A 22288-nucleotide genomic window follows, 5' to 3' on the forward strand; every position below is an offset into this window, starting at 1 on the left:
GTGAAGCATTTTCCGGCTCGGGCGCGGCGGGCTCAGCCCTTCGCGGCGGCGATGACGGTGGTGAGCCGGTCGTGCAGGTCCATCAGGTCCTCGACCGGCAGCCCCAGCCGCTCGACGATGCCGGCGGGTATCGACTCCGCTTTCGTGCGGAGCGCGCGGCCCTGGTCGGTGAGGACCACGGCGAGGGCGCGCTCGTCCCTGGGGTCGCGCTCCCGCCGGACGTAGCCGGCCGCCTCGAGGCGCTTGAGCAAGGGGGAGAGCGTGCCCGGGTCGAGCTCGAGGAGGCGCGAGAGCTCGGAGACCCGGCGCGGCTGCTCCTCCCAGAGCGCCAGCATCACCAGGTACTGCGGGTGGGTGAGGCCGAGCGGCTCCAGGAAGGGCCGGTAGAGCGCGACCACGCTCCGGGAGGCGATCGCCAGTGCGAAGCAGACCTGCTGGTCCAGGGCGAGCGGGTTGTCGGGCAGATCACCCTGCCTGCTGTCCCCGCGGGGATGAACCGGGCGCGTCATGACGTTAGTCTACCAATAGTTGGGGCACCAACTACTTTGGACAGTGACCAAGGAGCTTGCCATGACAGAAGTCGCCAGCCGCCCCCGCCGCCGCCACCTGATGGACCCGGCGAACCCGGTGCGTCCGGTCAACGACCGCTCGCTCACCCAGGTCCAGCGCTACGTCATGTCCACGCTGGTCGTCTTCACCGCAGCCCACCTGGCCGCCGGCGTCGTCCTCGCCGCGATGGAGGCCGCCGAGACCGCGCAGGCGGCACGGATCGGGCTCAACGTCATCGCGGGTGCGTTCATGGCGATCGCCGTCGTGGCTGCCCGTGCCATCCACCGGCGCACGCCGCTGACCGTGTGGCTGCTGGTCGCCCCGGCGACGACCGCGCTGGGCCTCTGGATCACCCTGCGCTGACCGTGCGCACCGGCGAGCCTGCCGCGACGGGCCGGGTCGAGGTGGGACGGGCTGGCCTGTAAGCCGGGTTCTGTCCCTGTTGCCAGGGGGCGACCATCCATCTGGGGCTGCCGTTGCCGACAGCCTCGAGCGACCTACCCGCACACTCGGGCGAGCAGCCCTTCCGGCCGGAGCCTGCGTGTGCTGTCTGGTCTTGCTCCGGGTGGGGTTTGCCGAGCTGCACCGGTCACCCGGTGCACTGGTGGGCTCTTACTCCACCGTTTCACCCTTGCCGCGCCCCGAGGGGCGAGGCGGTCTGTTCTCTGTGGCACTGTCCCGCGGGTCACCCCGGGTGGGTGTTACCCACCACCCTGCTCTGTGGAGCCCGGACTTTCCTCGGGACCCGACGCCTCGCGGCGATGGGTCACGCGGTCGCCCGGCCAGCCCGTCCGCAGGTCACTCTAGGGAACAACCGCCGCGCGCGGACAGTTGAGGCTGGCATGGAAGAGACGACGCAGCCCGAGGTCCGCATCCAGGCGCCCGCGATCGTCTTCCCGGGCGCCACCTCCCGCCACGAGACGGCGTACCGCACCGCCCACGACCTGCTCGGCCGGCGTGCGCCCAGGGAGGCGCTCGAGGTCATCGAGCCCGCGCTGGAGGAGGAGCCGACCAACCGCGGCCTCCGCTCACTGCGGGTGTGGGCCTACCTGATGCGCGCCCAGCTGCAGAAGGCGCACGACGAGCTCGTCGAGCTGGTCGCCGAGGACCCCTCGGACGCCTGGTCGCGGCACGCCCTCGGCCGCGCGCTCGAGCGCCAGTCCCGCTACGCCGAGGCCCTGCCTCACCTGCGCCTCGCCGCTGCCATGACCGGCGACCCCGAGCACGAGTACGACGTGCTGCGGGTCGAGCGGCTGGCCGGCCAGATCACGCCAGGCGGGTGACCTCCACGTCGACCGTGAGGTTGGCGGTCTGCGCGCCGGCGTAGATCCCGCGCAGGGGCGGGACGTCGGTGTAGTCGCGGCCGTGGCCGATGGCGACGTAGCGGTCGTCCGGGGCGCGGTCAGCGGTCGGGTCCCACCCGCGCCAGCCGTCGTCCCACCACTCCAGCCACGCCCGCGACTCGCCGGCGACGGTCTCGCCGACGACCGGGGCGTCGCCGGGGTGGACGTAGCCGGAGACGTAGCGCGCGGGGATGCCGAGGCTGCGCAGCCCGCCGATGGCCAGGTGCACCACCTCCTGGCAGGCCCCGGCCTGCTCGCCGGCCAGCCGGCACACCGCCAGCGCAGCCTCCCCGGGCAGCGCCGACCGGGCGCCGACCTCCTCGACCGAGGTCGCCAGCTCGACAGGCGGGGCGACCAGGTCGGGCAGGACGAGGTACTCCGTCCACCGGTCGCTGACCTCGCGCGCCACGTAGGCCTCCCACCCGGCCGACGGCTCCGGCGTGGCGCCGTCGCGGCTGACCTGCACCGTCGAGCTCGCCGTCACGGTCATCAGCTCGTGTGGGTCCACCACCTCGAAGACGGTGACCGCCGTGCCGAAGTAGTCGGTGTAGGTGTGGGTCCACGGCGTCGGGCTGATGTCGAGCCGGTGGTGCACGACGATCTGCTCCGGCGTGATCGCCGGCGCCATCCGCGCCTGGTTGTACGACGCCATGGCGGGTCCGTCGTAGACGTACTCCGAGCGGTGCACGATCCGCAGCTGCATGCTCATGGTCAGCCGACCCCCTTCCAGGCGAGGGCCTCGGCCCCGGCGAAGTAGCGCCGCCCGATCGCGTCGGTCGCCGCGGCGCAGGTGCGTTGCAGCCGCTCCATCTCGTCGGGCAGCGTCTCGACGAGGTCCGAGAGCGAGCGGTACTCCAGCTCCGCGCGCATCCGGCCGATCAGCCGCTGCGCCTCGTCCTGGAAGCCCGCCCGGCGCGGGTCGCCGGAGAGGTTGGTGAGTGCCTGCTCGGCGCGGTCGAGCGCGAACACGACCGAGCGCGGGAAGAGGCGGTCCAGCAGCAGGAACTCCGCGGCGGCACGGTCGGTCTCGATCCCGCGGTAGGTGCGGAGGAAGGCGTCGTAGGCGCCCGACGCGCGCAGCGCCGAGGTCCACTGCCCGGCGCCGCTCGAGAGCGCCGTGGTGGCGACGAGCCGGGAGGACATGTCGGCGCGCTCGATGCTGCGGCCGAGCACGATGAACTGCCAGCCCTCGTCGCGGGTCATCGTGGCGTCCGCGGTGCCGTTGATCAGTGCGGCCCGCTCGCGCACCCAGCTGAACACGTAGGGCGGGCGCAGGGTCTGGAAGTGTCCCGACGGGATCGGGCGCCAGGTCGTGTTGATGACCTCCCACAGGGGCACGGTCAGCGTCTCCCGGGCGCCGCGCGCGGCCTCGCGGGCGAAGCCGATGATGGCGGCGATCGAGCTCGGCGACCCGCTGTCGTAGGCCAGCAGCCGCAGCACCTGGTCGATGGTCACGTCGCCGTACAGGTCGACGCCCGCGGCAGCGGCCTGCTCGTCCTCGATGCCCATGCACGACAGCAGGTCGCGGCAGGTCTGCGCCTCGTCGACCGTGGCGTCCTCCAGCAGCAGCTGGGTCTGCACGTCGAGGATCCGCGCGGTGTCGTCGGCGCGCTCGATGTAGCGCCCGATCCAGAACAGCGACTCGGCGATCCGGCTCAGCATCACGACGCCTCCGTGCCGGTCTGCTGGGCCTGGTGCTGGCCCTGGTCGTGGCCTTGCTGGCCCTGGTGCTGCCGTTGCTCCGCGGCCGGCCCGGCCAGCACCCAGGTGTCCTTGGTGCCGCCGCCGCGCGAGGAGTTCACGATCAGCTCGCCCTTGCCGAGTGCGACCCGGGTCAGCCCACCCGGCAGCACCCACACCCGGTTGCCGTCGTTGACCGCGAACGGGCGCAGGTCGACGTGGCGGGGGCCGAGCTCGCCGTCCACGAAGGTCGGCACCGTGGACAGCTGCACCACCGGCTGCGCGATCCACGACCGCGGGTCCGCCAGGACCTTGCCGCGCAGCTCGTCGAGCTCCTCGCGGGTGGCGCGCGGGCCGATCACGATGCCCTTGCCGCCCGATCCGTCCACCGGCTTCAGGACGAGCTCGTCGAGCCGGTCGAGCACCTCCTCGCGCGCCTCCGGCTCCCCGCAGCGCCAGGTGTCGACGTTGCGGATCACCGGGTCCTCGCCGAGGTAGTAGCGGATGATGTCGGGCATGTAGGTGTAGACGAGCTTGTCGTCGGCCACGCCGTTGCCGACCGCGTTCGCGATCGTGACGTTGCCGGCCCGCGCCGCGTCGATCAGCCCCGGGCAGCCGAGCATCGAGTCCGCGCGGAAGTGCACCGGGTCGAGGAAGTCGTCGTCGACGCGGCGGTAGATCACGTGCACCGGGGCCAGCCCCTTCGTCGTGCGCATCATCACCTCGCCGCGACGGCAGACCAGGTCGCGGCCCTCGACGAGCTCGACGCCCATCGTGCGCGCCAGCAGGGTGTGCTCGAAGTAGGCGCCGTTGTAGACGCCCGGGGTGAGCACCACGACCGTCGGGTCGGTGACGCCGGCGGGGGCGGCCGCCCGCAGCGCAGCCAGCAGACGCTGCGGGTAGCTGGCCACCGGCCGGATCCGGTGCTGGGCGATGGCCTCGGGCAGCGCCGCCGAGATCGCGCGCCGGCTGGTCATCACGTACGACACCCCGGACGGGATCCGCACGTTGTCCTCGAGCACTCGGAACTCGCCGTTGTTGTCGCGGATCAGGTCGATGCCCGACACGTGCACCCGCACGCCGTTGGCGGGGCGGATCGTCGAGGCCTGCCGGTGGAAGTGCGAGCTGGTGGTGATCACCTGGCGGGGGAGCACGCCGTCCTCGAAGACCCGGCCGGCGTCGTACACGTCGGCGAGGAGCATCTCCAGCGCCTTCACCCGCTGCTGGAGCCCCTTCTCGATCGTGGTCCAGGTGTCCATCTCGATGACCCGCGGCAGGATGTCGAGCGGCATCGCCCGTTCCTCGCCGCCGATGTCGAAGGTGATGCCCTGGTCGAGGTAGCTGGCCTGCAGCGCCTCCACCCGGCTGATCAGCTCGGGGGTGCTCATCTTGTCGAGCGAGTCGCGCATGCGCAGGTACGGCGGGCGCAGCTGGTCGCCGTCGAACATCTCGTCGTAGGCCGGCCCGCTGGTCCCGTAGCCCTCGAACATCGTGCTCATGTCGTGACACTAGCCGTGGTGGGTGACGCGGGTGTTGCGCGACGCGACGTGCCGGCCACGGGGGAGTAGGTTTCGGGCCATGGCGAATGAAGGCGAGTTCTGGTTCTGCCTCAAGCACCACGCCGTCGAGGGCGTCGACGGGTGCCCCAACAAGGACCGCCTCGGTCCCTACCCGAGCCACGCGGAGGCGGCGCGGGCCCTCGAGAAGGCGGCCGAGCGCACCCAGGCCTGGGACGAGGACCCGGACTGGAACGACGACGCAGGGGAGCGGTAGTTGCTCCGTCGCCGACGCCGGGTCCGCCCGGTCGCCATCGACCCTGCCACCGGCGAGCAGATCTCGCCCCTGCCGTTCATCGGCCTGGTGCTCGTCCTGTCGTCACTCTTCCTCTACGGGTTCTCCGGCCTGCTCGCCCCGGTCTGGGCGGTCGTCGTCCTGCTGCTGACCTGGCTGGCGATGTTCGTGCTCTGCTTCGCCTGGTGGAAGCCGCACCCCCGGCGCGTGCTCGCCCTCGGCATCGTCTCGTGGGCGTGGTGGTTCGTCGCCATCACCGCCGGCGGCATCCTGCTCGACTGGACGGCCTGACGTGCCCGACCGCGCCCCGGGCGGGATCGCCGGGCCGACCGCCTGAACGGCTGCGGCAGGATGGACCCATGGCCATCCACATCACCGACGACCCGGCTGCCGACGAGCTGCTGACGACCAACCCCTTCGCCCTGCTCGCCGGGATGATGCTGGACCAGCAGTACCCGATGGAGCACGCCTTCATGGGTCCGCAGAAGGTGGTCAGTCGGCTGGGCGGCTTCGACCCGGCCGCGATCGCGGGCGCCGACCCCGAGGAGTTCAAGGAGCTCTGCAGCGTGCCGCCGGCGATCCACCGGTTCCCGGGCTCGATGGCGGCCCGCCTGCAGGAGCTCGCCCGCATCGTCGTCGACGAGTACGACGGCGACGCCTCCCGGATCTGGACCGAGGCCACCGACGGCAAGGACCTCGCCAAGCGGCTCCAGGCCCTGCCGGGCTTCGGTGCCCAGAAGGCGAAGATCTTCGTCGCCCTCGTCGCCAAGCAGCTCGGCGTCCGGCCCGACGGCTGGGAGAAGGCCGCCGGCGACTACGCGCTCGAGGGCTACCGCTCCGTGGCCGACGTCGTCGACCGGGACTCGCTGCAGAAGGTGCGCGACTACAAGAAGATGAAGAAGGCCGCCGCGAAGGCCTGACGCACCGGGGGAGAGCCCGGATGCCGAAGGGCTTCGGACCCCGTGGCAGAATGAGATCTGCGGTCTTGACGCCTCCGGGCCTCGCCGCGCCCTAGACCCGCCAGTATCGAGAGGTGTTCGTGTCCTCGAACCGTTCGGTCCCGCCCGCCGTGCTCACCCACCCGTCCATCGTCGCGCTCGTCGAGCGCGGCACGCCTGCCGGAAAGGTGACCGCCGAGGAGGTTCGCCAGGCGTTCGCCGCGGCTGACGTCGCCCCGGCCCACCTGAAGTCGTTGATGGCCCACCTCGCCGGACTCGGGATCTCCGTCGAGCTGGGCGCGCCCGCCGAGCAGCGCGCGGTCGCCGCCGCCCGCAAGACGGCCGCGAGCACCGCCACCACCGCGAAGAAGACGCCGGCCAAGAAGGCCGCAGCCCCCGCGGCGAAGAAGGCGGCGGCGCCGGCCAAGAAGGCCGCGGCGCCGAAGGCGGCGGCCCCCAAGGCCGCCAAGGCGGCCAAGGGCGGCGAGAAGGCGGCCGCGGAGGCCGAGGTCGTCGACCTCGCCGAGGTGACCGTCGTCGGCCCCGACGGCAAGAAGGTGCTGCCGGACCTCCCCGACGAGCAGTTCGAGAAGGACGTCGCGGCCGACCCCACCATCAAGGAGGACGAGGAGGAGGCCACGGCCACCTCGTCGTTCGTGGTCTCCGCCGCCGACGACACCGACGAGCCGGCCCAGCAGGTCATGGTCGCCGGTGCGACCGCCGACCCGGTCAAGGACTACCTCAAGCAGATCGGCAAGGTCCCGCTGCTCAACGCCGAGATGGAGGTCGAGCTCGCCAAGCGGATCGAGGCCGGCCTGTTCTCCGAGGAGAAGCTCGCGAAGGGCGGCAAGATCTCGCCGAAGCTCCAGGAGGAGCTCGAGTGGATCGCCGAGGACGGCCGCCGCGCGAAGAACCACCTGCTCGAGGCCAACCTGCGCCTCGTCGTCTCGCTCGCCAAGCGCTACACCGGCCGCGGCATGCTCTTCCTGGACCTGATCCAGGAGGGCAACCTGGGCCTCATCCGCGCGGTCGAGAAGTTCGACTACACCAAGGGCTACAAGTTCTCGACCTACGCCACCTGGTGGATCCGCCAGGCCATCACCCGCGCGATGGCCGACCAGGCCCGCACCATCCGCATCCCGGTGCACATGGTCGAGGTCATCAACAAGCTCGCCCGCGTCCAGCGGCAGATGCTCCAGGACCTGGGCCGCGAGCCCACCCCGGAGGAGCTCGCCAAGGAGCTCGACATGACCCCCGAGAAGGTCGTCGAGGTCCAGAAGTACGGCCGCGAGCCGATTTCTCTGCACACCCCGCTCGGCGAGGACGGGGACTCGGAGTTCGGTGACCTCATCGAGGACTCCGAGGCGATCGTCCCCGCCGACGCGGTCAGCTTCACGCTGCTGCAGGAGCAGCTGCACGCCGTCCTCGACACGCTCTCCGAGCGCGAGGCGGGCGTCGTCAGCATGCGCTTCGGCCTGACCGACGGCCAGCCGAAGACCCTCGACGAGATCGGCAAGGTCTACGGCGTCACCCGCGAGCGGATCCGCCAGATCGAGTCGAAGACCATGTCGAAGCTGCGCCACCCCTCCCGCTCCCAGGTGCTCCGGGACTACCTGGACTGAGCGCGAGCGCGTCGCCTGTCGACGGAAGCCGCACGGGCGCTCGCAAGCTCGGCCCGCGGGCATCCGTCGACGCGCCTTCGGCGCTGGGCGCCGCGCTGCCGCGCGCGCGGTTGGCTTGCGCAGGTCCTGCCTCCGCCTGGCGGCAGGCCGGGCGTAGGTGGTCGGTGCGCGCCCCCCGGTGGTTGAGGTGCGACGAGCGCCAGCGAGGAGCCTCGAAACCTCCGGGCCTGTCAGGCGGGCTGCGGCGGGCACAGTCGGGTGGACCGGGGCCGCTGGCTCCGACGTTCGGCGCTGGGGCGCCTCGCTGGCTGGTGGCGCGAGCGCGTCGCCTGTCGAGGGCGGCGCGCAGGCACTCGCAAGCTCGGCCCGCACTTGCCCTCGACGCGCCTTCGGCGCGGGCGCCGCGCTGCCGCGCGCGCCGTTGGCTCCGGTGCGTGGCTGAGTTCGCCTGGCGGCAAGCCTCGGGTTGGCTGCGCCGGACTCCCGGTGGTTGAGGTGCGACGAGCGCCAGCGAGGAGCCTCGAAACCTCCGGGCCTTCGCGGCGGGCCGCGTGGCGAAGGTCACGCCCCGAAAAACACCGCAGCCCCGGGATCGCCCCGGGGCCGCGGTCCAGCAGGTCGACGTCAGTCGGCGGCGGGGGCCGGCTTGTCGGTCAGCTTGTGCGTCTCGTCGTGCACGTGAGCAGCGATCTCGCGGATCTTGTCACCGTGCTCGCGGGCGTGGTGCGCGCAGAAGAGAAGCTCTCCGCCCGTGATGAGCTCCACTCGGAGGTAGGCCTGGGCGCCACAACGGTCGCAGCGGTCCTCCGCGGTGAGCGGGGCGCTGGGAGCTACAGCAGTCGTCATCTCGGGCCTCTCTTTCGCCGGCTACAACACCCTCATCGGGTGACGTGTGGATCAACGTAGCGACCAGGACAAAGATTCCCGACCGGTTGTGGCTGATTCCACGTTCCCGATGCGTTCATCCCATCACCAAGTCCCCGTAGGATTCCTGATTTTCCACTACCCGAAACAAGGTTGTGATCCTCCGACCGGTCACTGTGACCTGATCTGGTCAGTCCCCTCGCCGATGTCCGTCATCGTCCACCCGGCCCGCACCGTGTGCCTGCACCGGCCTCCGGCGTGTCGCGGGTAGATTCAGGCTTGGTAGTACCCAGCCGCCGTGCGTGCAGCACCAGTTTTTCCAGAAGGAGTCCGGTCATCGCCGACAACGCCTACAACGCAGCCCACCTCCTGGTCCTCGAGGGCCTCGAAGCCGTGCGGAAGCGTCCCGGGATGTACATCGGCTCCACCGACACCCGGGGCCTGATGCACTGCCTGTGGGAGATCATCGACAACGGCGTCGACGAGGCCCTGGGGGGCTTCGCGCACCGCGTCGAGGTCACCCTGCACGGCGACGGCTCGGTCGAGGTCCACGACGACGGCCGCGGCATCCCGACCGACAAGGAGCCCAAGACCGGGCTCACCGGCGTCGAGGTGGTGGCGACCAAGCTGCACGCCGGTGGCAAGTTCGGCGGCGGCTCGTACGTCGCGACCGGTGGTCTCCACGGCGTCGGCCTGTCGGTCGTCAACGCGCTGTCGAGCCGGATGGACATCGACGTCGACCGCTCGCCGGCCCGCCAGGGCATCAGCTTCCAGCGCGGCGTGCCGGGGGTCTTCGACGGCGAGGGACCCGACGCCCCGTTCACCCCGACCTCCGGGCTGTCCCGCAAGGGCGGGCGGGTCGCCAAGGGCAAGTCCGGCACCCGGATCCGGTTCTGGCCGGACCGCCAGATCTTCACCAAGGACGCCGGCTTCGTGCTCGACGGCCTGATCGGCCGCGCCCGCCAGACGTCGTTCATCGTGCCGGGCCTCGAGCTCGTCATCCGCGACCAGCGCGCTGCCGACGCCAGCGAGTGGGTCGAGGAGAAGTTCCGCCACGACGGCGGCATCGGCGAGTTCTGCGACTTCCTCTCCACCGGCGAGCCGGTCACCGACGTGCTGCGCCTGCAGGGCAGCGACACCTTCACCGAGACCGTCCCGCTGCTCGACGACAAGGGGCACATGACCCCGCAGGACGTCGAGCGCGAGCTGACCGTCGACGTCGCCGTCCGGTGGAACAACGGCTACGACACCGAGCTGCGCTCCTTCGTCAACGTGATCGCTACCCCCAAGGGCGGCACGCACGTCTCCGGCTTCGAGGCCGCGCTGACCAAGACGTTCAACGAGGCGATGCGGGCGTCGAAGGCGCTCCGGGTCAACGACGACGACGTGATCAAGGACGACATCCTGGAGGGGATGACGGCCATCGTCACGGTCCGCCTGGCCGAGCCGCAGTTCGAGGGGCAGACCAAGGAGATCCTCGGCACGCCGGCCGCGCGCACCGTCGTCCGCAAGGTCGTGGCCAAGGAGCTCAAGGCGTTCCTCACCTCGAGCAAGCGCGCCGAGAAGGCGCAGGCCAAGCTGCTCATGGAGAAGGTCGTCTCCGCCTCCAAGACCCGCATCGCGGCGCGCCAGCACAAGGAGACCCAGCGCCGGAAGAGCGCCCTCGAGTCGTCCACGCTGCCGGCGAAGCTCGCCGACTGCCGCGCGAACGACAACGAGCGCACGGAGCTGTTCATCGTCGAGGGTGACTCCGCGCTCGGCACGGCCAAGCTGGCCCGCAACGCCGAGTTCCAGGCGTTGCTGCCCATCCGCGGCAAGATCCTCAACGTCCAGAAGGCGTCGGTCGGCGACATGCTGAAGAACGCCGAGTGCGCCTCGATCATCCAGGTCGTCGGCGCCGGCTCGGGCCGCACCTTCGACCTCGAGGCCCGCCGCTACGGCCGGATCATCTTCATGGCCGACGCCGACTCCGACGGCGCGCACATCCGCACGCTGCTCGCGACCCTGTTCTTCAAGTACATGCCCGAGCTGATCATGGCCGGCCGGGTCTACTCCGCCGTGCCGCCCCTGCACCGGATCGAGATCTCGAACCCGAAGAAGGGCCAGGACAAGTACGTCTACACCTACTCCGACGACGAGCTGCAGCGGAAGCTGGCGGAGCTGAAGAAGAAGAACGTCAGGTGGAAGGACCCGGTCCAGCGCTACAAGGGCCTCGGTGAGATGGACGCCGATCAGCTGGCCGAGACGACGATGGACCCCCGTCGTCGCACCCTCCGCCGGCTGACGGTGGACGACGCCGAGCTCTCGGCCGAGGTCTTCGAGCTGCTCATGGGCAGCGACGTCGCGCCCCGCAAGGAGTTCATCGTGCAGGGCGCCTACGAGGTCGACATGGAGGCGCTCGACGCCTGAGGGCCGTCGCACCGGCGCGGACTGCGTAACTTTCCGTCCGATCGGTCGGTTTTCTCCCCGGACCCGTCACCGGACCCAGGGGAGAGCATGCCCGTACCGCCGCAGCTGACCATCGCGTTCCCGCGCCGTGCTCGGGACGGGGCACCCCGGCGACGCTGGGTGGCGTGGGCCGCCGCCACCGCCCTGGTGGCCGGCCTGGGGGTCCCGGGGGCCGTGGCCCTGGCCGGCGGCGACGCGGACCAGCCGGCAGCCGACGGTGCTGCTGCGGCCGGAGGCCCGGCCGACGGTGCTGACAGGTCGGGGGCCGCGGGTGCGGCCGACGCAGCTGAGCGCGGCAGCGGCACGACGGCAGGCGCCGCGACCGGGGACGGTCCGGGCGGCTCCGGGAGCGCCTCCGGCGACGGCGCGGTGGCGGCCGGCGGCGGCCCCGGCTCGGGCGGGTCCGACATCGACCCCGCGGCGACCGCCTCGGAGCCGGTCTACGGCGTCTCCGTGCGCCGCAACCTCCCGATCACCATGGAGGACGGCGTCGTCCTGCGCGGCAACGTCTACAGCCCGACCGACCCGGCCACCGGCGAGCCCGCCGAAGGTCCGTTCCCGGTCGTGCTGATCGAGACGGCCTACGGCAAGGACCTGGCCGGGTACGCCGGCGGGTTCACCGCGCTGCTGGGCAACCCCGACTACTTCACGAAGCGCGGCTACATCGCCGCGATCGTCGACGTCCGCGGCACCGGCTCCTCGCAGGGCCAGTGGTCGTTCAACCACCCCCAGGAGGCCCGCGACAGCGTGCGGGTCGTGGAGTGGGCCGCCGCGCTGCCGCGCAGCAACGGCAAGGTGGGGATGACCGGGGCGTCGTACCTCGGCATCACGCAGCTCTTCGCCGCCGCCGAGGTCGGCCCCGACTCCCCGCTGAAGGCGATCTTCCCGATGATCGCCTCCAACAGCATCTTCCGCGACGCGGTCCTGCCCGGCGGCCTGCTCGACCTCGAGGGCGTCGCGGCCTACCTCTCGCTGACCGCGGCCACCAACACCCTCAACCCGCTCATCGCCGCCGACCCCGCCACGATCCTCTCGCCGCTGCTGGACCACGCCGCGGGCCTGCTCGACTTCCACGTCGGCGCCACCGCCGACGTGCTGCTGGGCGGGGCGAAGGCCGAGGACGGCGCGTACTGGCGGGCGCGAGGCCCCGAACGGGCCCTGTCGCGCATCGTCGAGAACGGCATCCCGGCCTACCTGGTCGGCGGCTTCGACGACATCTTCCAGGCCGGCGTCTTCCGCAATTACGTCGGCCTGCAGAACGCCGTGGCCGGTCGCGAGACCACGCTGGCGATGCAACCCGGCCAGCGGGTCTCCGGGCGCTACCAGGCGCTGGTCGGCCCGTGGTTCCACGCCACCATCGGCACCTTGCACGTCGATCTCGAGGCGCTCACCCTGACGTGGTTCGACCGCTGGCTCAAGGGCGTCGACAACGGCATCGAGGACACCGACACCCCGCTGCACGTGGTCCAGCGCGACGACACCCGCCGCGACCTGCGGGAGTGGCCGGTCCCGGACGCCCCCGCCCGCGCCTGGGAGCTCGCCGCGGGCGGCCGCCTCGTCGCCGACGCCCCGGACGGCAGCACCTCGCTGCTGTGGACCGGACTGTCGCTGCCGTGCCAGCGCACCACCGAGATGTACGCGCTCGGCATGCTCGAGCTGGTCGCGAAGAAGCTCGGCTTCTCCCAGCCGTGCGCCGACTCCTCCCTCCAGCCGTCGCTGCCCGGCCCGCTCTCGCGCACTTTCACCACCGAGCCGGTCAGCAGGGCGACCACGATCGCCGGGCCGATCAACGCCCAGGTCACGCTGTCCTCGACCACCCGCGACGCCCAGGTCGTCGCCAAGGTGTACGACGTCGCGCCGTCCGGCAAGGCCGTCGAGATCAGCACCGGCGCGCTGCTGGCCTCCCACCGCGCGGTGGACGAGGAGAAGTCGTGGCGCTCGCCGGACGGGCTGGTGCTCTACCCGCACCACCCGATCACCCACGCGGCGAAGAAGCCGCTGACGCCGGGCCGGGCGACCACCCTCGACGTGATGGTGCCGCCGGTCGTGCACACCCTGGCGCCGGGCCACCGGCTGCGGCTGGTGCTCGCCACGGGTGAGCTGCCGGCGTACCTCCCGCTGCCGGGCGACCTGCTCAACCTCGTCGGCGGGATCTACCGGGTGCAGCTGGGCGGGGCGACCCCGTCGCGGCTCGTGGTCCCGGTCCTGGCCGACTGACCGCCCGGGCCGCCGGCGTCCGCGGACGGGACGCCGGTGGGCAACCAGGGCCCGGTCCGCGATGCTGGTGCCGTGGTGAAGCAGGCGCGGGCGGCGGTCGTGAAGCAGCTGAAGGCGCGGGGCGCGAAGGCGCGTCGCGGCCACCTCCGCATCCCCGTGGGCGAGCTTTTCTGGTACGTGGACCCGCGGGCCTCCGGGGTCGGCAGCCAGGCCGGCCTGGTGCTCGAGGTCGGGTGCTGGACGCCCGCGCTGCCGCCCGAGCCGGACGGGGGAGCGGTCGACTGTCCCCTGCTGCTGGACGTGCCGCTGGCCGACCCGGTGGCGGACACCGACCGGCTGCTCGACGTGGTCACCGGGATCGGTGACCTGCCGACGCTCGGGCAGCGGCTCGACGAGCTGCCCGGCGCGCTGGTCGACGCGGCGCTGCGCGAGCTGCTCGGCTGAGCTGCTCGACCGAGCCGGAAGGGCTCAGACCTCCTGGGAGAGCAGGCCCGTGTCGACGTCGTAGATGAAGCCGCCGACCTTGACGGTGTCCGGGATCAGCGGGTGCGAGCGCACCTTGCGGATGTCCTCGGCGAGGGCGACCTTCTGGTCCTCGATGACGTGGAAGGTGTGCCAGCTGACGTCGTGACCGACGGCGGCGCCGATCTTCTCCTGGATCGCGGCCTCGGAGTTCGACGCCATCGCGCAGCGGGTGTGCGGGATCACCAGGATCCGGTCCACGTTGAGCAGGTGCGAGCCGAGCACGAGGGCCTCGAGGGCGGCCTCGGTGACGCGGCCACCGGGGTTGCGGAAGATCTTCGCGTCGCCGTAGTCGAGCCCGAGCATCTTGAGCGGGTCGATGCGCGAGTCCATGCAGGTCACGATCGCGACCCCGGCATGGGCCTTGCCGTCGAAGCCTCCCTGGTCGAACGACGCTGCGTAGTTCTGGTTCGCCTTCAGGAGGTCATCGAAATCGCCCATGCCGACAGGTTATCCGCCGGCCCGAAGCGCCTCCGCCGTGTCCACCCCTCGGGTGCCGGCGCGGGCGAACACGAGGAGGGCGAGCAGGCCGGCGGCGAGCGCCGCGACGGCCGCCCCGGCGAACACGGCGTGCTCCTGCACGATGCCGAGCTCGCGGATCCCCAGGTCGGGGTCCTCGGCCTGGGCGGCGTAGAGGCGGCGCAGGCCGATCGTGGTCAGCGCGGAGATGCCGACGAGCATGCCGACCATGCGGGCCACGACGACCAGCGCGCTGGCCAGGCCGTGGGTGTCGTCGTCGGTGGTGGCGAGGATTGCGGCGTTGACCGGGGCGAGGGCGAGGCCGAAGCCGAGGCCGCAGAGCACCAGCGGGACGTTGCTGCCGAAGCCGTCGAGGCTGGTCTCGTCCCAGCGCGCCATCGCCACGAACGAGGCGCTGGCTGCGGCCATGCCGACGGCGGTGAGCACACCGGCCGGCACCCGGCGCAGCAGCCAGCCACCGACGAGCGCGCCGACCGGGAGCGCGGCGAGGAAGCGCAGCAGCACGAGCGCCGCGCCGAGCTGGGAGTCCTGCTGGGTCGTGGTCCGGGCGAAGAGGGGGATGTCGACCAGGGCCGCGATGAGCGCCCAGCCGACCAGGAAGCTGACGACCAGCGAGCCCCACGCGGGCGTCGCCCGCAGCGCGCCCCGCGGCACGATCGGGTCCTCCGCGTGGCGCAGGTGGAGCAGCAGCAGGACCAGCGCGAGGGCGGAGCCGGCCAGGAACCACGGGCCCTGCGGCGAGAACACCGCGACCTCGGGGTCGGCGGTCGCGAAGGCGAGCACGATCCCGCCGAGGACCGCAGCGAGCAGGGTGGCGCCGAGCAGGTCGGCGGCGACCAGGTGGCCGAACCAGCCGCGCAGGTCGACGAGCGCGCGTGGCACGAACCAGCACCACAGCAGCAGGGCGACGCTGCAGCCGATCGTGGCGACGCCGACCGGTGTCACCCAGCGGGACCCGCCGTCGACGTACGGGATGAACAGCTGGCCCCAGGTGAGGTCGCGCTGCAGCTCCGAGGGCTGGACGAAGGTGATGAACCCGGTCACCACGGTCGCCGCGAGCAGGAGGACGGCGACGAGGCGACCGCCCCAGCGCCGCGCCGACGGACCGGCCCCCGGGGTGGGGCTGCCCGCCGCGACCGCCCGCACGGCGCCGCCGCGCGCCAGGAGCGAGACGGCGACGAGCAGGGCCGCCCCGCCGGCGAGGTTGATGGCGAAGATGCCGCGCCAGGTGGTGAACGACAGCACGACCGCCCCGAAGAGCGGACCGAGGACGGCCCCGAACTCCTGCACCGCCGACACCAGGCCGAGCGGCAGGCCGCGGCGCTCGACGGGGTAGAGCGCGGCGACCAGCGACATCGTCGCCGGCACCAGGCCACCGCCGCCGACCCCCTGGAGGAAGCGGCCGGCCACCATGCTGGGCAGGTCGTAGGAGATGGCGGTGACCAGCGAGCCGATGGCGAAGAGCACCAGCGACATGGCCAGCACCGGGACCTGGCCGCGCAGGTCGGCGATGCGGCCGATCAGCGGCAGCATGGCGACGTACCCCAGCAGGAAGCCGGACACGATCGGCGCGGCCCGCTGGAGCTCGTCGACCGGGATCCCGGCGCCGGCCATCATGTCCGGCAGGGCGAGGACGACGACGTAGGTGTCGATCGCCGCGAAGGCCACCGCCACCCCGCACAGCACCAGCAGGAGGCGGTCGCGGCCGGTCGGCCGCGCGTCGATGGCGGTCATTCCGGTGCGGTGATGTCCTTGGTGACGTCGTAGCCGGTGACGTCGATCGTGTAGGTGACCTCCTCGGCGTCCGGGAAGAAGACGCCGGTCAGCCGGGCGGTGCGCAGGTAGCCGTCGTCGTCGACCCGGTAGGTCGCGCCGAACTCGTCGCCCTCGGCGCAGGGGAGGATCTCGCGGATCGCGTCACCCGTGGCCGTGCCGGACCAGGTCGTGAAGACCTCCTTGTTGTCCTTGCCGCCGCGCTCGGACTCGCCCTTCTCGACGTCGGTGCTGGACGTCAGCACGTTCGAGACGCCGGAGTCGGGCGACAGCAGCGTGGCCGGGTCCGGCGCACAGAGGTCGTCGGGCTGGAAGCGGTCGCTCCAGCCGCCGAGCAGCGGGTGGTTGATCCACAGCGTGCCGCCGGTCGAGACGACGGGCACGTCGTTGACCGCGAACCCGGTGACCTTGCCGCTGACCTCGCCCTCGAAGGCGGCCGGGTCGGCGACGATCGTCCCGGTGGCCGACGACAGGTAGTCGACGCCCGGGTCGTCGGTCGTCGAGATCGACACCGTGATGCCGCTCGTGCCGTCCAGCAACTCCTTGGCCTTCGCGCCGGCCTCGGACCAGGAGGAACCCCCGCCACCACCGCCGCCGTCGTCGCCGGAGCAGGCGGAGAGCCCGCCGACGGCGAGGAGTCCGGTGAGCAGGCCGGCGGCGACACGGGTGGGGGTCGTCATGGGGTCACCCTGACACATCGGTGGAGGCCGCACCGGGGGAGGTCGCGGCGACGGCCGGGCTCGCCGTGAGCGGTCCGGCGACGGCGACGATCGGCTGGCTGCCGGGCACGCCGGAGCCGTCCCGGCGCCCGCCGGACTCGGGAAGGTCGACCGGTGCGCCGCTGGCAGCGGCCGCCCGGGCCGGGGCCGGACCGGCCCACGCGAAGACCAGGGCGTCCTCGCCCTTCAGGAACCGGTGGCAGCGCACGCCGCCGGTGGCCCGGCCCTTGGCGGGGTACTCCCAGAAGTCGGTCACCTTCACCGAGCCGGGCTCGGTGCCGGGCAGGGCGGTCGAGGAGCCGGACGCCGTCACCAGCACCACGCCGCCCGGCGCGTTGAGGTCGAGCGCGCCGAACCACACGACCCGCTCGCCGTCGGCGACCCGGATGCCGGCCATGCCGCCGCCGGAGCGGCCCTGCGGGCGGACCGTGTCGGCGGTGTAGTGGAGCAGCTGGGCGTCGGAGGTGACGAAGCACAGCTCCTCGGCGCCGGTGGTCAGCTGGACGGCGCCGACGACCTCGTCGCCGTCCTTGAGCGAGATGACGTCCCACTCGTCCTTGTTGAGCACCTCGGGGTTGACCCGCTTCACCACGCCCAGCTTCGTGCCCAGCGCCAGGCCGGGGCCGTCCCCGACCAGGGTGGTCAGCGCGAGCGCCCGCTCGCCGGCCGCCAGCTCGAGCATCTCGCTGAGCGGCAGGCCGCCCTGGAGGTTCGGCTCGTTGGCCGAGGGCGGGATCGCGGGGAGGTCGAGCACCGAGAGCCGCAGGAGCCGGCCGGCGGAGGTGAGCACGCCGATGTCGGCTCGGGCCGTCGTGCGCACCGCGGACACGACCACGTCGTGGTTGGCCCGTCCTCCGCCGGTGCCGAGCTCGTCGGCGCCGGAGGTGCGGGCCAGCAGCCCGGACGACGACAGCAGTGCGAAGCACGGGTCGTCGGGGACCTCGAGCGGGGTGGCCGCGGCGGCGACGGCGGTGCCGGCCGACTCGAGCAGGACGGTACGACGCGGGGTGCCGTAGGTCTTGGCGACCTCGGCCAGCTCGGTCGAGACGACCTTCTTCAGCAGGCCCTCGTCGGCGAGGATCGCGTCGAGCTCCTCGATCTCCTTGCGCAGCGTCTCCTGCTCCTTCTCCAGCTCGAGGCGGGAGAAGCGGGTGAGCCGGCGCAGCTGCATCTCGAGGATGTACTCGGCCTGCAGCTCGGAGAGGTCGAACACGCTCATCAGCCGCTCCTTCGCGGCCGCGGAGTTGTCGCTGGTCCGGATGACCTGGATGACCTCGTCGATGTCGAGCAGCGCGATGAGCAGGCCGTCGACGAGGTGCAGCCGGTCGGCCTTCTTGCCGCGGCGGAACTGGGAGCGGCGGCGCACCACGTCGTACCGGTGCTGGAGGAAGACCTCCAGCATCTCCTTGAGGCCCAGCGTCCGCGGCTGGCCGTCGACCAGGGCCACGTTGTTGATCCCGAAGGAGTCCTCCATCGGCGTCAGCTTGTAGAGCTGCTCGAGCAGGGCCTCCGGGACGAACCCGTTCTTGACCTCGATGACCAGGCGTAGGCCGCTCTCGCGGTCGGTGAGGTCCTTCATGTCCGCGATGCCCTGGATCTTCTTGGACTGGACCAGGGTCTTGATCCGCTCCATGACCTTCTCGGTCCCGACGTTGTAGGGCAGCTCGGTCACCACGATGCCCTTGCGCCGCCCGACGGTCTCGATCCGGGCCGTGGCGCGCATCTTGAACGAGCCACGACCGGTCTCGTAGGCGTCGCGGATGCCGTCGAGGCCGACGATCTTGCCGCCGGTCGGCAGGTCGGGGCCCGGGATGAACCGCATCAGGCCCTCGACGTCGGTCTTCGGGTGCTGGATGAGGTGGCGCAGCGCCTGGACCACCTCGACCAGGTTGTGCGGGGCCATGTTGGTCGCCATGCCGACCGCGATGCCGGTGGTGCCGTTGACGATCAGGTTCGGGATCGCCGAGGGCAGCACGGTCGGCTCGTACTCGCGGCTGTCGTAGTTGGGCTTGAAGTCGACGGTGTCCTCGTCGATCGACTCCGTCATGGCGACCGCGGCCGGGGCCATCCGGGCCTCGGTGTAACGCATGGCCGCCGGGGGGTCCTCGCCGCCGGGGGAGCCGAAGTTGCCGTGGCCGTCGACCATCGGCAGCCGCAGCGCCCACGGCTGGGCGGTGCGGACCAGGGCGTCGTAGATCGCGCCGTCGCCGTGCGGGTGCAGGCGACCCATGACCTCACCGACGATGCGCGCACACTTGGAGTGGCCGCGGTCGGGGAGCAGCCGCATGTCGTTCATCGTGTAGAGGATCCGGCGCTGCACCGGCTTGAGGCCGTCGCGGGCGTCCGGCAGCGCCCGGGAGTAGATGACCGAGTAGGCGTACTCCAGGAACGACGACTGCATCTCGTCGCGGATGTCGGTGTCGAGGATGTGCTCCTCGAAGTCCTCCGGGAGGGGTTCCTGCCTGGTGCGCCGTGCCATGGGACCCATTCTCGCTGGTCGCCCCGATGATTCCGCGGAGGAGGGTCCGGTCTGTCACCGGACGCGGCTCTGGCGCGTGCGGGGCTGCCCGATAGATTTCTCCCTGTGACCGCCGGAGACGCGACCCCGACCCAGGAGATCGTCGCGCCCCCGGCGCACTGGGAGGGCGACGTCCTGCTCCGCGACGGCCGCACCGCCCACATCCGGCCGATCCGGCCCGAGGACGACGAGATCCTCGTCGAGTTCTACTCCCGCGTGTCCGACGAGTCGAAGTACTACCGCTTCTTCTCGCCGATGCCGGTCCTCTCCGAGCGGGACGTGCGCCGGTTCACCCACGTCGACCACGTCGACCGGGTCGCGCTCATCGTGATCCTGCAGGAGAAGATGATCGCCGTCGGCCGGTACGACGCCGTGGGTGACGGCGAGGCCGAGGTGGCCTTCCTCGTGGAGGACGGGCACCAGGGGCGCGGCATCGCCCAGCTGCTCCTCGAGCACCTCGCCCAGGCCGGGCGGGAGCGGGGGATCGAGCGGTTCACCGCCGAGGTGCTGCCGGACAACACCCGGATGATCCAGACCTTCCGCGACGCCGGCTACCGCGTCGCCAGCGGCTACCACGACGGCGTGATCACGCTGGAGTTCCCGATCGACCCGACCGACACCGCGATCGGGGTGATGCGCGACCGCGAGCACGCCGCCGAGGCCGCCTCCATCCACCGCTTCTTCCACCCCAAGTCGGTCGCGATCATCGGTGCCAGCCGCCGTCAGGACACCATCGGCCAGGTCCTCGTCCGCAACCTGGTGATGGCCGACTTCACCGGGCGCGTCTACGTCGTCAACCCCAGCGCGCCCGCCGTCTCCGGCCTGCCGGCCTACCGCAACGTCAACGACATCCCCGACGACGTCGACGTCGCGGTCGTCGCCGTCCCGGCCGACGCGGTGACCGACGTCGTCCTCGACTGTGCCAACAAGGGTGTCCACGGGCTGATCGTGATCTCCTCCGGCTTCGCCGAGACCGGCGAGGAGGGCCGCCGCCGGCAGCGCCACCTCGCGGGGCTGTGCCGCTCCTACGGCCTGCGCCTGATCGGCCCCAACTGCCTCGGCGCGATCAACACCGACCCGACCGTGCAGGTCAACGCCTCGCTCTCCTCGGTCATGCCCAACCGCGGTCGAGCCGGCTTCTTCTGCCAGTCCGGTGCCCTCGGCTCCGCGATCCTGGAGAAGGTCAAGAACCGTGGCCTGGGCATCTCGACCTTCGTCAGCGCGGGCAACCGCGCCGACGTCTCCGGCAACGACCTCCTGCAGTACTGGGAGGAGGACGACGCCACCGAGGTCGTCATGATGTACCTCGAGTCGATCGGTAACCCGCGCAAGTTCTCCCGCATCGCGCGGCGGGTCTCCAAGCGCAAGCCGATCGTCGCGGTCCGGTCCGGCCGGACGACCCAGGGCGTGCCGATGGGCCACGCGGTCCGCCGGATCGGTGCCCCGCAGGCCGCCGTCGACGCCATGTTCCGCCAGGCCGGCGTGATCCAGGTCGACACCCTCGACGACATGTTCGACGTCGCCCAGCTGCTCGCGCACCAGCCGCTGCCGCGCGGGCGCCGGGTCGCGATCGTCGGCAACTCCGACGCGCTCGGCCTGCTCGCCGCCGACGCCGCCTCGGCCGTCGGGCTGGTGGTCAACCGGTCCGTCGCCCTCGGCGCCGACGCCACCGCGGAGGACTTCGAGGACGCGCTCGACGACGCCATCGACGACCCGGACGTCGACTCCGTCATCGCCGTCTACATCCCGCCGCTCGACGTCAGCGGCGAGGAGGTCGCCAACGTGCTCGCCGCGGTCGGCGAGCAGTCGGACAAGCCGCTGGTGTCGTCCTTCCTCGGCGCGGAGGGCATCCCCGAGCTGCTGCGGGTGCCCGACGTCGCGGGCTCCTCCGCGGGACGCGGCTCCGTGCCGTCGTACCCCGCGGTCGAGGCGGCGGTGCGGGCCCTGGCCCGGGTCGTCGACTACGCGGTGTGGCTGAAGAACCCCGACGGGAAGGTGGCCGAGGCCGAGGACGTCGACGTCCGCGCTGCCCGCCGGCTGGTCAACGGGATCCTGTCCGACCCCGCCGTGGTCGCCGCCGACCGCGAGGTCGAGCTCGACCAGGACCAGGTGACGCGCCTGCTGGCGGCCTACGGCATCGAGCTGTGGCCGACCCTGCAGGTCAGGGACGTCGACGACGCGGTCGCCGCGGGGGAGACGCTCGGCTGGAACGTCGTGCTCAAGTCGACCCTGCCGTCGGTCCGCGAGCGGCCCGACCAGGTCCACGTGTGGCGCAACATCGACGACGAGGCCGAGATGCGTGAGGCCTGGGACGACCTGTGCCGCCTCGTGGACCCGGCGACGGGCCGGTTCGTGGTCCAGCGCAACGCCCCCACCGGGGTCCCGATCGCCGTCCGCTCGTTCGAGGACCCGCTGTTCGGCCCGGTCGTCTCCTTCGGCATCTCCGGCCCGGTCATCGAGCTGCTTCAGGACTGGTCCTACCGGATCCCGCCGCTGGGGGAGCACGAGGTCTCGGCGATGATCCGGGAGGTGAAGAGCGCGCCGCTGCTCTTCGGCTACCGCGGTGCCGAGGCTGTGGACGTCGCCGCGATCGAGGACCTGATCACCCGCGTCGCCGAGCTCCAGAACGACCTGCCGCAGGTCAGCTCCCTCGAGCTCTCGCTGGTGCTCGCCGGCGTCGACGGGGCCCGGGTGCTGACCGCCACCGCGCGGGTCGCCGCGGTCAAGGACCCCCGCCCGGACTCGTTCGTGCGGCGGATGCCCGACCTGATCACGACCATCCCCGACTGAGCCTCGCACCGCGACCAGCGGCGTGCGCCCCCGT

Annotated in this window: 19 protein-coding genes and 1 other RNA gene; 10 read left to right on the forward strand and 10 right to left on the reverse strand. The window is 71.9% G+C overall.

The window, feature by feature from the left end; all coding sequences use genetic code 11:
* Positions 1 to 32 precede the first annotated feature (32 nt).
* Positions 33 to 509 carry a MarR family winged helix-turn-helix transcriptional regulator gene (locus tag NOCJ54_RS0116060; protein WP_051485948.1) on the reverse strand — a complete coding sequence of 159 codons (477 nt, stop codon included), beginning with the start codon at positions 507 to 509 and terminating at the stop codon, positions 33 to 35.
* A gap of 61 nt (positions 510 to 570) precedes the next feature.
* Between NOCJ54_RS0116060 and NOCJ54_RS0116065 the strand changes: the two genes are divergently transcribed.
* On the forward strand, positions 571 to 912 hold the full coding sequence (locus NOCJ54_RS0116065; RefSeq protein WP_028656299.1) for a hypothetical protein: 342 nt from the start codon (positions 571 to 573) through the stop codon (positions 910 to 912).
* A 43-nt stretch (positions 913 to 955) separates the two neighbouring features.
* Here NOCJ54_RS0116065 and rnpB read toward each other — a convergent pair.
* Positions 956 to 1339, reverse strand: an RNA gene (gene rnpB, locus NOCJ54_RS28445) — RNase P RNA component class A.
* A 52-nt stretch (positions 1340 to 1391) separates the two neighbouring features.
* On the opposite strand from rnpB, the gene NOCJ54_RS0116070 reads away from it, so the two are divergent.
* Positions 1392 to 1832 (forward strand): tetratricopeptide repeat protein, encoded by a 441-nt coding sequence (locus NOCJ54_RS0116070; protein WP_051485949.1) that lies wholly within the window; start codon positions 1392 to 1394, stop codon positions 1830 to 1832.
* Here NOCJ54_RS0116070 and NOCJ54_RS0116075 read toward each other — a convergent pair.
* The 3 genes from NOCJ54_RS0116075 to NOCJ54_RS0116085 are packed head-to-tail and all read right to left on the reverse strand — an operon-like array spanning position 1816 to position 5071.
* Complete coding sequence (locus NOCJ54_RS0116075) at positions 1816 to 2601, reverse strand: transglutaminase family protein (protein ID WP_051485950.1); 786 nt, start codon at positions 2599 to 2601, stop codon at positions 1816 to 1818. The genes NOCJ54_RS0116070 and NOCJ54_RS0116075 overlap by 17 nt on opposite strands.
* 2 nt (positions 2602 to 2603) lie before the next feature.
* Entirely contained in the window at positions 2604 to 3554 is a 951-nt protein-coding gene (locus NOCJ54_RS0116080) for an alpha-E domain-containing protein (RefSeq protein WP_028656302.1), read from the reverse strand.
* Complete coding sequence (locus NOCJ54_RS0116085; protein WP_028656303.1) at positions 3554 to 5071, reverse strand: circularly permuted type 2 ATP-grasp protein; 1518 nt, start codon at positions 5069 to 5071, stop codon at positions 3554 to 3556. Before NOCJ54_RS0116085 ends, NOCJ54_RS0116080 begins: the two co-directional genes overlap by 1 nt.
* A 79-nt stretch (positions 5072 to 5150) precedes the next feature.
* On the opposite strand from NOCJ54_RS0116085, the gene NOCJ54_RS0116090 reads away from it, so the two are divergent.
* From NOCJ54_RS0116090 to NOCJ54_RS0116105, 4 genes are all read left to right on the forward strand, one after another.
* Positions 5151 to 5345 (forward strand): hypothetical protein, encoded by a 195-nt coding sequence (locus NOCJ54_RS0116090; RefSeq protein WP_028656304.1) that lies wholly within the window; start codon positions 5151 to 5153, stop codon positions 5343 to 5345.
* Complete coding sequence (locus NOCJ54_RS0116095) at positions 5346 to 5654, forward strand: hypothetical protein (RefSeq protein WP_051485951.1); 309 nt, start codon at positions 5346 to 5348, stop codon at positions 5652 to 5654.
* Positions 5655 to 5722: 68 nt separating this feature from the next.
* Positions 5723 to 6283 (forward strand): HhH-GPD-type base excision DNA repair protein, encoded by a 561-nt coding sequence (locus NOCJ54_RS0116100; protein ID WP_028656306.1) that lies wholly within the window; start codon positions 5723 to 5725, stop codon positions 6281 to 6283.
* A gap of 113 nt (positions 6284 to 6396) precedes the next feature.
* Positions 6397 to 7923 carry an RNA polymerase sigma factor gene (locus tag NOCJ54_RS0116105; RefSeq protein WP_028656307.1) on the forward strand — a complete coding sequence of 509 codons (1527 nt, stop codon included), beginning with the start codon at positions 6397 to 6399 and terminating at the stop codon, positions 7921 to 7923.
* A gap of 624 nt (positions 7924 to 8547) precedes the next feature.
* Here NOCJ54_RS0116105 and NOCJ54_RS0116110 read toward each other — a convergent pair.
* Positions 8548 to 8769, reverse strand: a complete 222-nt coding sequence (locus NOCJ54_RS0116110) for a DUF7455 domain-containing protein (protein WP_028656308.1) — start codon at positions 8767 to 8769, stop codon at positions 8548 to 8550.
* 429 nt (positions 8770 to 9198) lie between these two features.
* On the opposite strand from NOCJ54_RS0116110, the gene NOCJ54_RS0116115 reads away from it, so the two are divergent.
* The 3 genes from NOCJ54_RS0116115 to NOCJ54_RS0116125 all read left to right on the forward strand — a co-directional run bounded on the left by NOCJ54_RS0116115 (position 9199) and on the right by NOCJ54_RS0116125 (position 13896).
* Positions 9199 to 11196 carry a DNA gyrase/topoisomerase IV subunit B gene (locus NOCJ54_RS0116115; protein ID WP_157514931.1) on the forward strand — a complete coding sequence of 666 codons (1998 nt, stop codon included), beginning with the start codon at positions 9199 to 9201 and terminating at the stop codon, positions 11194 to 11196.
* 87 nt (positions 11197 to 11283) lie between these two features.
* Positions 11284 to 13452, forward strand: coding sequence for a CocE/NonD family hydrolase (locus tag NOCJ54_RS0116120; RefSeq protein ID WP_157514932.1), 2169 nt, complete (start codon positions 11284 to 11286; stop codon positions 13450 to 13452).
* 36 nt (positions 13453 to 13488) lie between these two features.
* Complete coding sequence (locus tag NOCJ54_RS0116125) at positions 13489 to 13896, forward strand: hypothetical protein (RefSeq protein WP_028656311.1); 408 nt, start codon at positions 13489 to 13491, stop codon at positions 13894 to 13896.
* A 24-nt stretch (positions 13897 to 13920) separates the two neighbouring features.
* Here the strand turns inward: NOCJ54_RS0116125 and NOCJ54_RS0116130 are convergent, their stop codons facing one another.
* From NOCJ54_RS0116130 to NOCJ54_RS0116145, 4 genes are read right to left on the reverse strand one after another with little or no spacing between them, the layout of a single operon-like run.
* Positions 13921 to 14415, reverse strand: coding sequence for a beta-class carbonic anhydrase (locus NOCJ54_RS0116130; protein WP_028656312.1), 495 nt, complete (start codon positions 14413 to 14415; stop codon positions 13921 to 13923).
* 9 nt (positions 14416 to 14424) lie between these two features.
* A complete protein-coding gene (locus tag NOCJ54_RS0116135; protein ID WP_051485953.1) occupies positions 14425 to 16188 on the reverse strand; it encodes an MFS transporter in 1764 nt (587 codons plus the stop codon).
* Entirely contained in the window at positions 16185 to 16907 is a 723-nt protein-coding gene (locus NOCJ54_RS0116140; protein ID WP_028656314.1) for an LppX_LprAFG lipoprotein, read from the reverse strand. The genes NOCJ54_RS0116135 and NOCJ54_RS0116140 overlap by 4 nt, the downstream gene beginning before the upstream one ends.
* A gap of 4 nt (positions 16908 to 16911) precedes the next feature.
* Positions 16912 to 19425, reverse strand: a complete 2514-nt coding sequence (locus tag NOCJ54_RS0116145; protein ID WP_028656315.1) for a DNA gyrase/topoisomerase IV subunit A — start codon at positions 19423 to 19425, stop codon at positions 16912 to 16914.
* 105 nt (positions 19426 to 19530) lie between these two features.
* On the opposite strand from NOCJ54_RS0116145, the gene NOCJ54_RS0116150 reads away from it, so the two are divergent.
* Positions 19531 to 22254 carry a bifunctional acetate--CoA ligase family protein/GNAT family N-acetyltransferase gene (locus NOCJ54_RS0116150; protein WP_232221808.1) on the forward strand — a complete coding sequence of 908 codons (2724 nt, stop codon included), beginning with the start codon at positions 19531 to 19533 and terminating at the stop codon, positions 22252 to 22254.
* Positions 22255 to 22288: the final 34 nt, after the last annotated feature.

The sequence above is a fragment of the Nocardioides sp. J54 genome, from assembly GCF_000519005.1.
GTDB lineage: Bacteria > Actinomycetota > Actinomycetes > Propionibacteriales > Nocardioidaceae > Nocardioides.

Excerpts from the sequence above, each read along its gene's own strand:
- NOCJ54_RS0116060 (WP_051485948.1), bottom strand. The coding sequence starts at position 509 with ATGACGCGCCCGGTTCATCCCCGCGGGGACAGCAGGCAGGGTGATCTG.
- NOCJ54_RS0116065 (WP_028656299.1), top strand. The coding sequence starts at position 571 with ATGACAGAAGTCGCCAGCCGCCCCCGCCGCCGCCACCTGATGGACCCG.
- NOCJ54_RS0116070 (WP_051485949.1), top strand. The coding sequence starts at position 1,392 with ATGGAAGAGACGACGCAGCCCGAGGTCCGCATCCAGGCGCCCGCGATC.
- NOCJ54_RS0116075 (WP_051485950.1), bottom strand. The coding sequence starts at position 2,601 with ATGAGCATGCAGCTGCGGATCGTGCACCGCTCGGAGTACGTCTACGAC.
- NOCJ54_RS0116080 (WP_028656302.1), bottom strand. The coding sequence starts at position 3,554 with ATGCTGAGCCGGATCGCCGAGTCGCTGTTCTGGATCGGGCGCTACATC.
- NOCJ54_RS0116085 (WP_028656303.1), bottom strand. The coding sequence starts at position 5,071 with ATGAGCACGATGTTCGAGGGCTACGGGACCAGCGGGCCGGCCTACGAC.
- NOCJ54_RS0116090 (WP_028656304.1), top strand. The coding sequence starts at position 5,151 with ATGGCGAATGAAGGCGAGTTCTGGTTCTGCCTCAAGCACCACGCCGTC.
- NOCJ54_RS0116100 (WP_028656306.1), top strand. The coding sequence starts at position 5,723 with ATGGCCATCCACATCACCGACGACCCGGCTGCCGACGAGCTGCTGACG.
- NOCJ54_RS0116110 (WP_028656308.1), bottom strand. The coding sequence starts at position 8,769 with ATGACGACTGCTGTAGCTCCCAGCGCCCCGCTCACCGCGGAGGACCGC.
- NOCJ54_RS0116115 (WP_157514931.1), top strand. The coding sequence starts at position 9,199 with ATGTACATCGGCTCCACCGACACCCGGGGCCTGATGCACTGCCTGTGG.
- NOCJ54_RS0116120 (WP_157514932.1), top strand. The coding sequence starts at position 11,284 with ATGCCCGTACCGCCGCAGCTGACCATCGCGTTCCCGCGCCGTGCTCGG.
- NOCJ54_RS0116130 (WP_028656312.1), bottom strand. The coding sequence starts at position 14,415 with ATGGGCGATTTCGATGACCTCCTGAAGGCGAACCAGAACTACGCAGCG.
- NOCJ54_RS0116135 (WP_051485953.1), bottom strand. The coding sequence starts at position 16,188 with ATGACCGCCATCGACGCGCGGCCGACCGGCCGCGACCGCCTCCTGCTG.
- NOCJ54_RS0116140 (WP_028656314.1), bottom strand. The coding sequence starts at position 16,907 with ATGACGACCCCCACCCGTGTCGCCGCCGGCCTGCTCACCGGACTCCTC.
- NOCJ54_RS0116145 (WP_028656315.1), bottom strand. The coding sequence starts at position 19,425 with ATGGCACGGCGCACCAGGCAGGAACCCCTCCCGGAGGACTTCGAGGAG.